This window comes from Streptomyces sp. NPDC028635, from assembly GCF_040637635.1.
GTDB lineage: Bacteria > Actinomycetota > Actinomycetes > Streptomycetales > Streptomycetaceae > Streptomyces.
In genome coordinates this window covers 248122-261259 of sequence record NZ_JBEZWX010000003.1, presented here as the reverse complement: position 1 = coordinate 261259, position 13138 = coordinate 248122, and the positions used below count along the sequence as shown (strand labels likewise).

Sequence of the window (13138 nt, the reverse complement as noted above, 5' to 3'; positions counted from 1 at the left end):
GTCAGTTCGGTTGCCGCACCGACATCAGCAGGTGACGGCGGTCCTCGCCGGCCACCCCGTCCGCCCGGGGTGCGGCACTGAGCAGCGTCCGCTGCCCGGGCCCGGGGAGTCCATCAGCGCACCTGAGGGCGCGCCGAAGGACTCCCCACCGTCCGACACCAGTTGATCGCGCACGCCATCCGCCGCCACTGGCAACGCCCGTCGCGAAGCACCCCGTTTCCGGGTGTGCGCAGTGGTCCCCGGGCCGGCGCGGCACAATCCGAGGGTGAGACTCACCGCGCGCCGACTCGCCCTGGCCACCCTGGACCGTCAGTTCCTGCTCGAACGCCGGCACCTCGACGTCGTCGAGGCGGTCCGCCGGGTCTGCGCCCTCCAGGCGCAGTCACCGGCGTCGCCGTACCTGGCGCTGTGGAACCGCGTGCGGGACTTCGCGCCCGACGATCTCGACGCGGCGTTCGCGGACCGCCGGATCGTGAAGGCGACGCTCATGCGGATCACCCTGCACGCCGTGCACGCCGACGACTGGGCCCCCTTCCGCGCGGCCATGCTGAGCACACTGCGCGGGGCCCGGCTCCACGACCGCCGGTTCACCGCGACGGGGTTGACGCCCGCCGACGCGGACGCGCTGCTGCCCGAGCTCGCCGGGTTCCTGGCCCGCCCCCGCACCGGCGCCGAGATGGAGGAGGAGATCACCGCACGGTTCGGCGAGCACGCACAGCGCGTGTGGTGGGCGCTGCGCACCTATGGGCCCGTGCACCACGCGCCCACCGGCGGCCCGTGGTCGTTCCGGCAGCGGAACGCCTACCTCGCCGCTCCTGCCGATTCCGCCGCCTTCGACGCCGATCCGCAGGAGGCGGCCGCCGGCGTACGGCAGCTGCTGCTCGCCTACCTGCGGGCGTTCGGCCCGGCGTCGGCACGGGACTTCGCCCGCTTCACCCTGCTGACGAGCCCGGTGATCACACAGGCCGTGCACGAGCTCGGCGACCGGCTCGTGCGCGTGGCAGGTCCCGGCCGCACCCCCCTGCTCGACGTGCCGGACGCCACCGTGCCGGCCGAGGACACCCCGGCGCCGCCGCGGCTGCTGCCCATGTGGGACAGCGCCCTCCTGGCCCATGCCGGCCCCGGACGGCTCGTCCCCGAGGAGTACCGGCCACTGGTCGCCCGGCGCAACGGCGACACGCTCCCGTGCCTCCTGGTCGACGGGCAGGTCGCCGGAGTATGGCGCGCACACGACGGCGGGCTGGAGCTGACCGCCTTCCACCGGCTCGGCAGGGTCGCCTGGCGCGGCCTCACCGAGGAGGCGGAGAGACTGGCCGCGCTGCTCACCGCACGCGATCCGGCGGTCTACGGCTACTACGGCCACTGGTGGACCAAGGGCTTCCCCAGCGCCGAGATCCGCACGGTCAAGGCGTGACCCGGAGAGGGTGACGGTGTCTCGGGGCTCCAGCGGCGGTGGGTCCGCCCGCCGCACAGCTGATTGACCGGACAGTCAGCCGGAGCCTCCTCGCCGCGCTGTGAGCTGCGACGAGGCCCCTCGCTCACGCTCTTGTTGCCGTGCTCCGCGCGTGTTAGCAAGAGACATGCCTCGCAACCCCGCGATCTCAAGGGACGTCTACGACGTCGTCATCGTCGGCGGTGGCCACAACGGCCTGGTCGCCGCCTCCTACCTGGCCCGTGCCGGGCGCTCGGTCCTCCTGCTGGAGCGGCTCGGCACCACGGGCGGCGCGGCCGTCTCCACCCGCGCCTTCGCGGGGGTGGACGCCCGGCTGTCGCGCTATTCCTACCTCGTCTCCCTGCTCCCCGCGAAGATCGTGAACGACCTCGGGCTACGCTTCGAGGTGCGCAAGCGGTCCATCTCGTCGTACACCCCGGCCGTGCGTGCGGGGCGTGCCACCGGGCTGCTGGTCGGCGGAGGCGAGGAGCGGACCCGGGCGGCGTTCCGGGAGTTCACCGGCTCCGACGCCGAATACGCCGCCTGGCGGGACTTCTACGGCATGACCGCGCGGGTCGCGCAGCGCGTGTTCCCGACGCTCACCGAGCCGCTGCCGGGCCGCGAGGAGCTGCGGGCCCGTATCGGCGACGACGACGCCTGGCGGACGCTGTTCGAGGAGCCGCTCGGTGTGGCCATCGAGGACCGCTTCAGGGACGACGTCGTGCGCGGTGTCGTCCTCACCGACGGTCTCATCGGCACCTTCGCGGACGCGCACGACCCCGGGCTGGCCCAGAACGTCTGCTTCCTCTACCACGTCATCGGAGGGGGGACCGGCGACTGGGACGTGCCGGTCGGCGGCATGGGCGCCTTCACCGGCGAGCTGGCCCGGGTCGCCCGGGAAGCAGGTGCCGAGCTGGTCACCGGGCACGAGGTCGTCCGGATCGAGCCCGACGAGCGCCTCAGCTCGGTGACGTACGACGACGGGTCCGGCGAGGCCACCGTCGGCGCCCGCAAGGTCCTCGTCAACGCCTCGCCCGAGGCCCTGGCCGCGCTGCTCGGCGACACCGCCGCCGAAGCCGCCGAGGGCGCCCAGCTCAAGGTGAACATGCTGCTGCGCCGCCTGCCGCGGCTGCGGGACACCGCCGTCGCCCCCGAGGAGGCCTTCGCCGGGACGTTCCACATCTCCGAGAGCTACGACCAGTTGGCGCGCGCCTACCGGGAGGCCGACGGCGGCCGGCTCCCGTCCGCCCCGCCGTCGGAGATCTACTGCCACTCGCTGACCGACCCCACCATCCTCGGTCCCGAGCCGGCCGCACGGGGCTGGCACACGCTGACGATGTTCGGGCTGCACGCCCCGGCGAGGCTGTTCACCGAGGACAACGAGGGTGCCCGCGAGGCGCTGACCAAGGCGGCCCTGGCCGAGCTGGACGCGGTGCTCGACGAGCCGATCGCCGACTGCCTCGCCGTCGACGCGGAGGGGCGTCCCTGTGTCGAGGCCAAGACACCCCTCGATCTGGAGAAGGAGCTGCGGCTGCCCGGCGGCAACATCTTCCACCGCGCGCTGGCTTTCCCGTACGCGACCGAGGAGACCGGGCGGTGGGGCGTGGAGACCGCGTACCCCAACGTGCTGCTGTGCGGCGCCGGTGCCGTGCGCGGCGGCGGGGTGAGCGGCATCCCCGGCCACAACGCCGCGATGGCCGTCCTCGGCGGATGAGCGGGCGGCCCCTTCCGCGCCGGACCGCTGCGCGGCGGGCCGCCGGCGTTCCGGGATCTGCCCGGGTTTCGAGACAGGCCCCCTGAACTCGCCGTGTGCGGGTACTCGCGCGCGAACCGGGCCGTGTCGCGGCACCGTCCGGTGGCAGACGAAGCGAGAGACGGGAGGTGATCGTCGTGCCGAGTACGCAACCCCCTACCGGCCCCGGGCAGCACACATCGAGTGGTGAGCCGGTGGCCGAACTGGTGCAGCGGGCCTCGCAGCAGCTGACCGAACTGGTACGCGGCGAGCTGCGGCTGGCGCAGGCGGAGATGAAGGAGAAGGGGAAGCGGTACGGCAAGGGCGGCGGGCTGTTCGGCGGAGCCGGCCTCGTCGGGTTCCTGATGCTCCAGGCCCTGGTGGCCACCGCGATCGCCGCCCTGGCGGTGCCGCTCCCGGTGTGGGCCGCGGCCCTCATCGTCACCGCCTGCCTGGGGGTGATCGCCGCGGTGATGGCGCTCACCGGGAAGAAGCAGGTCGACCGGGCCGCACCCCCGACACCCCAGCAGACCATCGAGAACGTGAAGGCCGACGTGGCCGAGATCAAGGAGAGTGCCCACCGATGACCCAGCCCCCGCACGACGAGCCGACCGCCGCGAGCCCCGAGGAACTGCGCGAGCAGGTGGCGCGGACCCGCCAGGAACTCGGGGAGACCGTGGAGGCCTTGGCGGCCATGACGGACGTCAAGGCTCGCGCGCAGGAGAAGGCCGCCGAGGTCAAGGAGCAGACCACCGCGAAGGCAGGCGAACTGAAGGAACAGGCGGCGCTCAAGGCCGGCGAGGTGAAGGAGCAGGCGGCGCTGAAGGCGGCCGAGGTCAAGGAGCAGGCGGCGCTCAAGGCCGGTGAGGTGAAGGCCAAGGCCGCCGAGGCAGCGGCCCGGGTGCAGGACAAGCTGCCCGATCCGGTGAAGGACAAGGCCGCCCAGGCCGCGGATCAGGCGCGCGGCACAGTGGCCAGGGCGGGGCGGCTGTGGCAGGACAAGGCGCCCGAGCCGGTACGGAGCACGACGGCCCGGGGCGGCCGGCTCGCCCGGGACAACCGGGGGCTGCTGCTGGCGGCCGCCGCCGCGACCGGGATCTGGCTGCTGTACCGCCGTAAGGGCTGAGCGGTGTTCGACCGCGCCGGCGCCGCCCGACGGGCACCCGGCGCAGCGGACACGCGCGGTGAACAGAGAGGGCCGGCTGCCACGAGCAGCCGGCCCTCCGGCCTGATCGGCGTCCCTCCGGCCTGATCGGCGTCCGTCCGGCCTGCTCGTCGTGCGGCGCCGTCACACCCCGCCGGTATCCGAAGCCGCGCACCGTAAGCGACCTGCCCTGCCACGGCGGGGGCTCGGGCGTCAGGTGAGGGAGCGCGCGTCCACCGTGTGCAGGGAGCTGTCCGCCCCGGTGCGTTCCAGTCGCAGCCGGGCCGAGCGCCCGCGCAGCGTCAGGGTCATGAGCTGGTTGCCGAACCACGGCCCGCCCTTCTTGCGCCATCTCACCGGCGGCCGGGCGCATCGGCCGTGCCGGGCGAGGACGCGCCCCAGAAGACGCGCCGGCGCGCTCCATCCGAAGCGGAAACCGAACCGCATCGACAGCGGAACGGAGTTGTGCACCGGGGAGCAGGTGAGCTGGACGACGGGGAGGGCGGGACCGCCGGAGCGCCACGAGGCCTGGGCGAGATAACCGTGGTGCACGTCCCCGGACAGCACACACACCGTCGCGGGAGCCCCGGGCCGTGAGCCGACCTCGGCGATCAGGTCGGCGAGGTCGGCGAACGAGCGGGGGAAGGCGGCCCAGTGCTCCAAGTCGGCCGCCCGGCGCAGACGTTCACCCCACCGTGCCCAGCGCTGTCCGCGTTCTCCGGCGCACAGCGCGGCGTCCCAGGCCTCGGCGTCATGCACGAGATGGGGAAGCAGCCAGGGCAGCGAGGTACCGATCAGCAGGTGGTCGTACGACCCCACGTCGTCCAGCACCTGCTCGCGCAGCCAGTCGGCCGTACCCGGGTCGAGCATGGCACGGCCGTCCTCCTTCAGGACCCGCGCCGCCCGCGAGTCCACCATCGCCACCCGGACCCGGCCGACGTCGCGCCGGTAACTGAACCGGACCGAGGCGGGGTCGGCATCGGCCTTCTCGGCGAGGGAGCGCACCGCGTCCGTGCCGTCCCGCGTGGCGCGCACGGCGGCCCAGGTGGGGTCCTCGGCCAGTTCGGCGGGGGAGAGGTTGCCCAGGTGCTGGTGCACCCAGTAGGACATCAGGCCGCTCAGCAGCCGTTTCTGCCACCAGTCGGTGGCGCGCATGTCGGCGAGCCAGGCGGCGGAGGTGTTCCAGTCGTCGACGATGTCGTGGTCGTCGAAGATCATGAAGCTGGGTACGGTGGACAGCAGCCAGCGGACCTCCGGGTCGAGCCAGGACTCGTGGTAGAGGCGGCAGTACTCCTCGTAGTCCGCGACCTGACTGCCCGGCGGCGTCTGGAGGTCCCGGCGGCCGGCCAGCCAGCTCCGCGTCGCCTCGCTGGTCTCGTCGGCGTACACCTGGTCGCCGAGCAGCAGCAGGACGTCGGGGCGCTCCGCGTCGGGGTCGGCCGACAGCCGCTCGGCCAGCGAGTCGAGCGCGTCGGCACCGACGGGATCCTTGCCGTCGGCCGGGGGAGCGGCCCAGCGACAGGAGCCGAAGGTGACGCGGACATCGTCCCCTGGGGCCCGTACCCGGATGACGGAGGCCGGGAAGCGGGAGTCCGGCAGGGGCCACACCGGGGTGCCGTCCAGGAACACCTCGTACGACGGCGCGGTACCGGGCCGCAGCCCGGTCACCGTGACGAGCGCGTAGTGATGGCCGGCGACCTGGAAGGTCGGTGCCGAGCCGCCCGCGCCGTTCGAACAGCGCACCTGCGCGACACACGGCCGGCTCGTCTCCACCCATACCGTCGCGCACGAGCTGTCGGTGTACCTCAGCAGCGGCCCCAGACACAGATCGACCACGGCGACGGACCTCCTGTGTCGCACCGTACGGTGGGAACGATGGCGGAAACGACGACCGTTGAACCGTACAGGGTGCGGCGGCGGACGGTCCGCGCACCGGTGCGCGCCGCGGTTCCGGCCAACCGCGGCCGGGGTCCTACTGCCCGCTCTGTTCCGCCGAGCCGTCCGAGTCCTCGCTTTCGCGCCGGGCCTCCTTCGACGGCTGCTTCGTCCCGGTCTCGGCCTGTTCCCGCTCGAGGTGCTTGCGCACCTCCTCCGGCTTGTCGCCCACCTGGTCCATGTCCCGCTCCGATCCTGTTCCCGTGTCCGGTCGCCGACGTCCGACCGCGGCCGCGTCACGGCAGCACGGTCGCCTCGGCGAGCATGTCCATCACCGCGGGCAGCCCGCCCCGCGCCCACGCCATGCGCTGCCGGTCCGCTCCCGTCCCCTGCTGCAGCAGCCGGTGCACGAGCGCGGTGACCTGGCGCGCGTCACCCGCTTCGGCGAGGGCCGGCTCGACATGTTCAAGGAGCTGGTACACCACGTCACCGGCGCGACAGCGCCTGCCGTCCGGGTCGATCAGCTCCTGACTCAGACCGTGCCGCGCGGCCTGCCACATCGCCGCCTTCAGCAGCTCCGCGTCAGGCGTCGTACGGCCCTCCGCGACCTCGCGCATGGCGGTCAGGGCGAGGCCGCGGACCAGTCCCGCGAACAGCACGGCGTCGTCCGTTCGCGGCTGGACGTCCACACAGCGCACCTCGACCGTGGGATAGCGCTCGCACAGCCGCACCTGCCAGTACAGCTGCCCCCGGTCGGCGATCACACCGGTGGCCAGCAGGCGCTGGACGCGCAGGTCGTAGTCCGCGTCGTCGGCGAAATACGGCGGGATGCCGCTGACCGGCCACCGGTCGAAGACGAGGGTGCGCCAACTGGCGAACCCGGTGTCGTCACCGTCCCACAACGGGGAGTTCGCCCCCATGGCGGTCAGCGTCGGCAGCCACGGCCGCATACGGTTCAGGACCTCCACGCCCCTGTGCCGGCTCGGCACGGCCACATGCACGTGCATGCCGTTGACCATCTGCTCGGCCACGAGTTGCGGTGCCTGGCGCAGCATGGCCTTGTAGCGGGCCTTGTCCGTGACCTGCACGGGAGCGTCGTGCACCATCGGAGAGGTGCCGCTGGCGAGGACACGGCAGCCGAACCTCTCGGCCGCTTCCGCCACCGCGTGCCGCAGGCGCAGCAGGTGCCCGCCGACCTCCTCCAGCGTGTGACAGACCGGAGTGGCAACTTCCACCTGCGCCTGCAACAGCTCCAGCTGGATCTCCTCGGCGGCCACGAACTGTCCCAGGCCGGCCGCGGCCCGTACCTTCTCGCCGTACGCGCTCAGCCGTCCTGTGGCGGCGTCGACCAGGAAGTACTCCTCTTCCACACCGACGGTTGTCATCAGTCGTACCCCAACCGCCCGGCACCGCCTCGCGGCGGTGCGATGGTCCGGGCCCCGGCACCGGTCGTGACCGGTGCGTGCCGACTGCGTGGGGCCGTGGCTGAAGAGTGCCTTGCCCGCCACGTCCCAAACGTGGTCCCGCGTCCGAAGCGGCAGGGCGCGTCACAGGAGAGGCGACTCCAGCCCGGCCGCCGCGTCCGGCTCGACAGGGATCCCCAGGTGGTCCGCGACCTGGGTCAGGGCCGCTCCCAGGGGGAGCGCGACGCGGGTGACGGCGTGAAGGTCACCGCGGGTCGGGTCGCGGTTGACGATCAGTACGGGTGTCCCGGCCTGGGCGGCCTGGCGGACGAAACGCAGCCCCGACATCACGGTCAGTGAGGAGCCCAGGACCAGCAGCGAGGCCGCCTCGTGGACCAGCGTGCGGCACTGCTCGACCCGTCGCGGCGGGACATTCTCGCCGAAGAACACCACGTCGGGCTTGAGGATCCCGCCGCAGAGCGTGCAGGGCACCACCTGGAAGTCCCCGACCTGCGCGTCGGTGAGGTCGGCGTCACCGTCGGGGTTGATGCCGGCGGCCACCGGGGCGAAGCCCGCATTCGCCTCCTCCAGGCGCCGGGCGAGTTCGCGCCTGGGGCTGAGGGCGCCGCAGGACAGGCAGACGACCCGGTCGAGGCTGCCGTGGAGCTCCACGACGCCCTCGCTGCCTGCGGCCTGGTGCAGCCCGTCGACGTTCTGGGTGATCACGCCGGCCAGCAGGCCCTGCCGTCCGAACGCGGCGACGGCCCGGTGCCCGGCGTTGGGGCGGGCACGGCCGAAGACGCGCCATCCGAGGTGACTGCGTGCCCAGTAGCGGCGCCGGGCCTGCTCACTGGCGGTGAAATCCTGGTAGGTCATCGGCGTGTGCCGGCTGAGGCTGCCGCCCTCGCCCCGGTAGTCGGGGATGCCCGACTCGGTCGAGATGCCCGCCCCGCTGAGCACCAGCACACGGCCGGCGCCCAGCGCGTCGGCGACCGGCTGGGGGTCGGTGGTGCCTGGCGGGAGGTCCTGGGGCGGGGTCCAGCTCAGTGTCGGGCGCATGCGCATGCCGCCAGGGTACGGAAACCGGCTGCCGCCGGTGCGTCCCGCCGACCAGTCCCTCGGCATCGCCCGAGGGGGCGGGGCGCGCGGCGAGACGATCGGGCCGGGCTCGTCGGGCGAGTGCCCTGGCCGGGGGAGAGCTGTCGCCTCCCGCCGCGCGGGGAGCCGCCGTGCCTGGTCAGGGGCGCACGTCGCCGCGTTGTGGTGCCCTCTGCAAGCGGGAGCGGCGCGCCCCTCCGCCTGCCGTAGGGGCGCGCCCCCGTCAGCGTGCCGGAGGCCCCGGTCTCAGTGCCCGGAACACCGCCCAGGCGACCGAGATGAAGGGCACCGCCACGACCGCGCCGATCACCCCCGCCACGGTGCCGCCCGCGAGGACGGAGACGGCCACGACGAGCGGGTGGAGGCGGACCGCCCAGCTCATCACCAGGGGATGCAGGACGTGCCCCTCCAGCTGGCCGACGATCACGATGAGCGCCAGTACGACGAGCGCGATGACCGGCCCGCGCCCGGCCAGCGCCACCACCGTGGCCACGCCGAGCGCGAACGGCGAGCCGACCAGCGGTACGAAGGCGGCGAAGAACTCCAGCAGCGCCAGCGGCAGCGCCAACGGCACCTCGAGTGCCAGCAGCGCGATCCCGACCAGTACGGCGTTGGTGGCGGCCACGATGATGATGCCCCGCGTGTACCCGGCGAAGGCCCGCCAGGCCGCCCGCCCCGCCTTGTCCCACGCCGACCGGGCGCGGCCGGGCACCACCTCGTCCCGCGACCAGCTCCACAGCCGTTCGCCTGAATGCAGGAAGAAAACCGAGGCGAAGAGCGCGAGAGCGCCCCCGGTGACGAACTCCACGGCACGTCCGATGCCGCTCAGGGCGCTGCTGAGAAGCCCCGCCCGGTGAGCGGAGAGGTAGTGGACGATCTGGTCCTGGAGGTCGGACAGTTTGCTCTTGCTCAGCCGGAACGGGGGGCGCTGCAGCCACACCTCGATCCGGTGCACGCCGTCGCGGAACTCGTCGGCCAGCTTCGAGGACTCGTTCGCGACCGCGTCGCCCACCAGGGCGAGCAGTCCGAGCAGCACCACGATGCTGCCGACCAGCGCCAGCGCGACGGCGAGCGGCCGCGGCAGCCAGCGGTCGAGCAGATCGGTGGCAGGACGCAGCACCGCCGTGATGACCAGGGCGAGGAACAGGGCCACGGCGATGATCTGGAAGCGGCCCAGCACCGTGAAGACGCCGTAGACGACGATGCCGACGAGGATCAGCCGCCAGGCGTGGGCGGCGGCGGAACGCAGCCAGGGACCGGTGTGATCGGTCGTGGCAGCGGCCGCGCCGCGCGCGCGGCGCGTGGGAAGCCGTACCGAGTACCCGGGGCGGCTGCCCAGCGCCGCACGGCCGCCCGCGCGGTCCCCGCGCTCCTCGCCGGCCGCCCCGCGACCCGATTCCGCCACCACGCCGCATGCCTCTTTCGTCCACCGCGAGACCGGTCACCTGCAGAGCACCGTATGCACGATCGGGGCGGGGAGCGGTCTGCAACGCCGGGAGGGGCACCCGCTCGGTGGGGCAGATCCGGGTGCCGCGGACCGGGTTTGTGCGCGTGGTCCGGGGCAAGCCGAAACTCCATGAGTCAAGCGAACAAGGGAACGGATCAGAAGTCAGACACCACGAAGCCGGCGTCCGCCGCGCGGTCGCGTGGCGCCGCCGGCAAGCGGGCCGCGTCGGCGGCTTCCCGCGGCCTCAAGAAGGCGGAGGCCAAGGCGGGTGACGGAGTGTCGACCGCGAGGACCGGAGCGGGCCGGGCCGCCGACGAGGCGGCCGGTGCCGTGAACGTCGCGGCCAAGGGGCTCGACGCGGGCCGGCGTGCGGTCGTCACCGCTTCCGGGCAGGTGGGGACGGTGGCGAAGACGGCATGGACGGTCATTGCCCGGCGCAAGCTCGTCGCGGTGGGGGTCGGTGCCGGTGCGACGGCGCTCAGCGCTGCGTCCTACGCCCTGGGCCGCCGCTCCTCGCGAGGCCCGCAGGGGCCGCTCACCCGCCTGACGGGCGGGCGCATCTGACGGAGCAGGGGGCCCGGCGCCGGTACGACGCCGGGCCCCCTGCCGCGGTGCCCGGCCAGGACCCGGGTGCCGTCCGGTTCTGCGCTCCGTCAGGCGAGCGCCGCGTCCACCGTGGGACGGCAGGCGATGACCGTGTCGATGGCGACCAGTTGCAGGGTGCGCAGGACGGGCCCCGTCGGCGCCGCCAGACGCAGCCAGCCACCGGCCTCGGTGAGCGCGTTGTGAGCGGTGAGAAGGATGTTGATGCCGGTCGAGTCCATGAACGTCACCCGCGCGAGATCCACGACCACTCTGGCGTGAGCGGCGCGTGCCGTGTCCAGCGCCTGCCTCAACTGCCTGCCCGTGTCGTGATCGATCTCGCCCGCCACGGTCAGCACCTGGATGTCCGCGGCGGTCGACGACTCGACCGACAGACCGCTCCGAGGCTGTCCGGGCGTACCGTGTTCGCCGTCGTCTCCGGGGTGCGCACGTCTCTCCTCTGCCATGCGGGCGATACTGGCATACCCGCGCCCCGGCGGAAACGCCTGGTCCGGCGGCGGGGCCGCGGGTCCGGGCCCGGAGCCGGGAGAGTCGGGTCTGTGGGCCGGGAGAGGGGTATGAGGGGCTGTTCGGGCATGCGGGGGTACGCGGTGGGGTGTGAGGCACGGAGTGAAGGCGGTCAGGGTGGATTCGGTCCCGTGGGGTGACGTCGGTGTGATAGTGGATGCGCGGAGTTTGCGGACCACGGTGACCCTGGGCGGGGACAGCGCGCGTATCGCCCAGGCCCGGCACTGGGCGGCGGCGTTTCTCGAGCGGATGCGGGAGGACCACGGGGTGCCCGTCTCGCAGCGGGCGCTGGACCTGACCCAGCTGGTGGTGAGCGAGTTGGTCACCAACGCGCAGAAGTACGCGCCGGGGCCGGTCACGATGGACCTGAGGATCGTCGACGACCTGGTCGAGGTGACCGTGCAGGACTCCGATCCCACCCTGCCCGAGCCCCGTACGGCGGACGCGGCCAGGGTGGGGCAGCACGGCCTCGAGATCGTACGGGCCGTCGCGCGGGCGTTCGAAGTGCAACGGCAGCCGGTCGGCAAACGGGTCACCGCCCGTATCGCTCTGCAGGACAGCGCGGCCGACGGGGCCTGACCGCTCGCGAGCCGGTGGAGGCCCCTCGCAACGGCCCTTCCCAACGGCCCGCGCGTCGGCCCGCGGTACCCGAGCCGCTCCGCGACCGAGCCGCTCCGCGACCGAGCCGGTCCGCGACCGCGACGACCCGCCACCGAGACCGCCTGCCGGCGAGATCGCCTGCCGCCGAGACCGCCTGCCACTGAGACCGCCTGCCGCCGACACCGCCCGCCACCGCGACGGCCCGGCGCCTCGGGGAGGCGCCGGGGCGGGGGATCAGGCCTGAGGCGAGTCGAGACCGAGCTCGTGGTTCTTGATCGCCTCGCGCACCGCGCCCACGAAACCGTTCCAGAAGCGGTCGGCGTAGGGGCTGTCGGTGCTCGGCACGCCGGCCGTCGTCCGGCGCTTGGAGGCGCCGGAGAAGTCGCCGAACATGGCCTTGCGCAGGGCGGTGGACATCTCCAGCTGGGCGCCGGCGCCGGTACGGGTGCGGTTGACGATGTTGGCCGGGTCGTCGCCGTTGATCGGGTCGGTGGCACCGGCGAAGACGACGGTCACCTCCCAGTCGGCGTTGCCCGTGTTGCTGGTCAGGCCGTACTTCGTGAAGGCGGCCTTCAGGTTCCGCTTGAGCCGCTCGTCCCGGCCACCGATGTTGATCTTCTTCACGGTGGTGTCGTCGAAGCCGTGCAGGGACACGGCGTACAGGTTGGCCGTGGTGACGGCGAGGGCGGCCGGGTCGTCGCAGTGGGTGGACGTCACGTGCTGCGAGGAGGAGTTGGCCAGCGCCTCGAACATCCAGTAGTCCCGCTGCGTCTCACCGGGCACCGCCGCGGTGGACGGGTCGGTGTTGTAGTCGAACGGCGTGTAGCCCGCGATGGCCATGCAGAGTTCGCTGGTACCCGCCTCGATCCCGCCGCCGTGCGGCGCGATCACCGCGGTGCTGTTGACGGGGTTGCTGGTGGTGCGGGCGTTGTCGGTGATCTGAGCCGGGGCGCCGATGCGGAAGCGGCGCATCCAGTCGGTGCCCTCCTTGTCCGCGGTGAGGGTGTAGAGGTTGGTGTTGGAGCTGTACTGGTCGGCCGCGGCGGCCGGCGTGGCGCCGTTGCCCACCACGGCGTTGAGCGTCGGCACGGCGGCGGCGACGGCGGCGACGGAAGCGAGGACGGTGCGTCTGCTGGTGTTCTTCATGCCGGCGATCTTGCCCCACGGCCCGGCGACCGTGGACGCGGGCCCCCCTGAACATGACAATCCGCTTATGGAGGTCCGCGCGCGCCCTTGACCTGCGCGTATGAGCGCCGTTCGCCTGATGCCTGCCTGCCCGGCGCCGCTGTGCGACGGG

13 protein-coding genes are annotated in these 13138 nt (G+C 73.2%); 6 read left to right on the top strand and 7 right to left on the bottom strand.

Annotated features, from left to right (window positions below; translation table 11 throughout):
* The first annotated feature begins 265 nt into the window (after positions 1-265).
* The 4 genes from AB0E88_RS05295 to AB0E88_RS05280 all read left to right on the top strand — a co-directional run bounded on the left by AB0E88_RS05295 (position 266) and on the right by AB0E88_RS05280 (position 4290).
* Positions 266-1414 carry a winged helix DNA-binding domain-containing protein gene (locus AB0E88_RS05295; RefSeq protein WP_361624068.1) on the top strand — a complete coding sequence of 383 codons (1149 nt, stop codon included), beginning with the start codon at positions 266-268 and terminating at the stop codon, positions 1412-1414.
* Between the two features lie 166 nt (positions 1415-1580).
* The gene (locus AB0E88_RS05290) at positions 1581-3146 is read left to right on the top strand and encodes an NAD(P)/FAD-dependent oxidoreductase (protein ID WP_361624065.1); all 1566 of its coding nucleotides are present in this window, start codon (positions 1581-1583) and stop codon (positions 3144-3146) included.
* 233 nt (positions 3147-3379) lie between these two features.
* On the top strand, positions 3380-3751 hold the full coding sequence (locus AB0E88_RS05285; RefSeq protein ID WP_361624062.1) for a phage holin family protein: 372 nt from the start codon (positions 3380-3382) through the stop codon (positions 3749-3751).
* The gene (locus AB0E88_RS05280) at positions 3748-4290 is read left to right on the top strand and encodes a DUF3618 domain-containing protein (protein WP_361624059.1); all 543 of its coding nucleotides are present in this window, start codon (positions 3748-3750) and stop codon (positions 4288-4290) included. The genes AB0E88_RS05285 and AB0E88_RS05280 overlap by 4 nt, the downstream gene beginning before the upstream one ends.
* 231 nt (positions 4291-4521) lie before the next feature.
* Here AB0E88_RS05280 and AB0E88_RS05275 read toward each other — a convergent pair whose 3' ends face one another.
* From AB0E88_RS05275 to AB0E88_RS05255, 5 genes are all read right to left on the bottom strand, one after another.
* Positions 4522-6144, bottom strand: a complete 1623-nt coding sequence (locus tag AB0E88_RS05275) for an alkaline phosphatase D family protein (RefSeq protein ID WP_361624056.1) — start codon at positions 6142-6144, stop codon at positions 4522-4524.
* A gap of 136 nt (positions 6145-6280) precedes the next feature.
* Entirely contained in the window at positions 6281-6424 is a 144-nt protein-coding gene (locus AB0E88_RS05270) for a hypothetical protein (protein WP_361624053.1), read from the bottom strand.
* Between the two features lie 55 nt (positions 6425-6479).
* Positions 6480-7568: a glutamate--cysteine ligase gene (locus AB0E88_RS05265; RefSeq protein WP_361624050.1), complete on the bottom strand. Its 1089-nt coding sequence runs from the start codon at positions 7566-7568 to the stop codon at positions 6480-6482.
* 162 nt (positions 7569-7730) lie between these two features.
* Positions 7731-8651 carry an NAD-dependent protein deacetylase gene (locus AB0E88_RS05260; protein ID WP_361624047.1) on the bottom strand — a complete coding sequence of 307 codons (921 nt, stop codon included), beginning with the start codon at positions 8649-8651 and terminating at the stop codon, positions 7731-7733.
* Between the two features lie 256 nt (positions 8652-8907).
* The gene (locus AB0E88_RS05255) at positions 8908-10089 is read right to left on the bottom strand and encodes an AI-2E family transporter (RefSeq protein WP_361624373.1); all 1182 of its coding nucleotides are present in this window, start codon (positions 10087-10089) and stop codon (positions 8908-8910) included.
* A 171-nt stretch (positions 10090-10260) separates the two neighbouring features.
* On the opposite strand from AB0E88_RS05255, the gene AB0E88_RS05250 reads away from it, so the two are divergent.
* A complete protein-coding gene (locus AB0E88_RS05250; RefSeq protein WP_361624044.1) occupies positions 10261-10695 on the top strand; it encodes a hypothetical protein in 435 nt (144 codons plus the stop codon).
* Between the two features lie 89 nt (positions 10696-10784).
* Here AB0E88_RS05250 and AB0E88_RS05245 read toward each other — a convergent pair whose 3' ends face one another.
* Entirely contained in the window at positions 10785-11180 is a 396-nt protein-coding gene (locus AB0E88_RS05245; RefSeq protein WP_361624041.1) for an STAS domain-containing protein, read from the bottom strand.
* Between the two features lie 229 nt (positions 11181-11409).
* Between AB0E88_RS05245 and AB0E88_RS05240 the strand changes: the two genes are divergently transcribed.
* Positions 11410-11820 (top strand): ATP-binding protein, encoded by a 411-nt coding sequence (locus tag AB0E88_RS05240; RefSeq protein ID WP_361624038.1) that lies wholly within the window; start codon positions 11410-11412, stop codon positions 11818-11820.
* Between the two features lie 255 nt (positions 11821-12075).
* Here AB0E88_RS05240 and AB0E88_RS05235 read toward each other — a convergent pair whose 3' ends face one another.
* Positions 12076-12987 (bottom strand): poly-gamma-glutamate hydrolase family protein, encoded by a 912-nt coding sequence (locus tag AB0E88_RS05235; protein WP_361624035.1) that lies wholly within the window; start codon positions 12985-12987, stop codon positions 12076-12078.
* Positions 12988-13138 lie beyond the last annotated feature (151 nt).

What these genes read in the sequence shown, in the direction of transcription:
- AB0E88_RS05290 (WP_361624065.1), top strand. Translation starts at nt 1,581, where the DNA reads ATGCCTCGCAACCCCGCGATCTCAAGGGACGTCTACGACGTCGTCATC.
- AB0E88_RS05280 (WP_361624059.1), top strand. Translation starts at nt 3,748, where the DNA reads ATGACCCAGCCCCCGCACGACGAGCCGACCGCCGCGAGCCCCGAGGAA.
- AB0E88_RS05270 (WP_361624053.1), bottom strand. Translation starts at nt 6,424, where the DNA reads ATGGACCAGGTGGGCGACAAGCCGGAGGAGGTGCGCAAGCACCTCGAG.
- AB0E88_RS05265 (WP_361624050.1), bottom strand. Translation starts at nt 7,568, where the DNA reads ATGACAACCGTCGGTGTGGAAGAGGAGTACTTCCTGGTCGACGCCGCC.
- AB0E88_RS05260 (WP_361624047.1), bottom strand. Translation starts at nt 8,651, where the DNA reads ATGCGCATGCGCCCGACACTGAGCTGGACCCCGCCCCAGGACCTCCCG.
- AB0E88_RS05250 (WP_361624044.1), top strand. Translation starts at nt 10,261, where the DNA reads ATGAGTCAAGCGAACAAGGGAACGGATCAGAAGTCAGACACCACGAAG.
- AB0E88_RS05245 (WP_361624041.1), bottom strand. Translation starts at nt 11,180, where the DNA reads ATGGCAGAGGAGAGACGTGCGCACCCCGGAGACGACGGCGAACACGGT.
- AB0E88_RS05235 (WP_361624035.1), bottom strand. Translation starts at nt 12,987, where the DNA reads ATGAAGAACACCAGCAGACGCACCGTCCTCGCTTCCGTCGCCGCCGTC.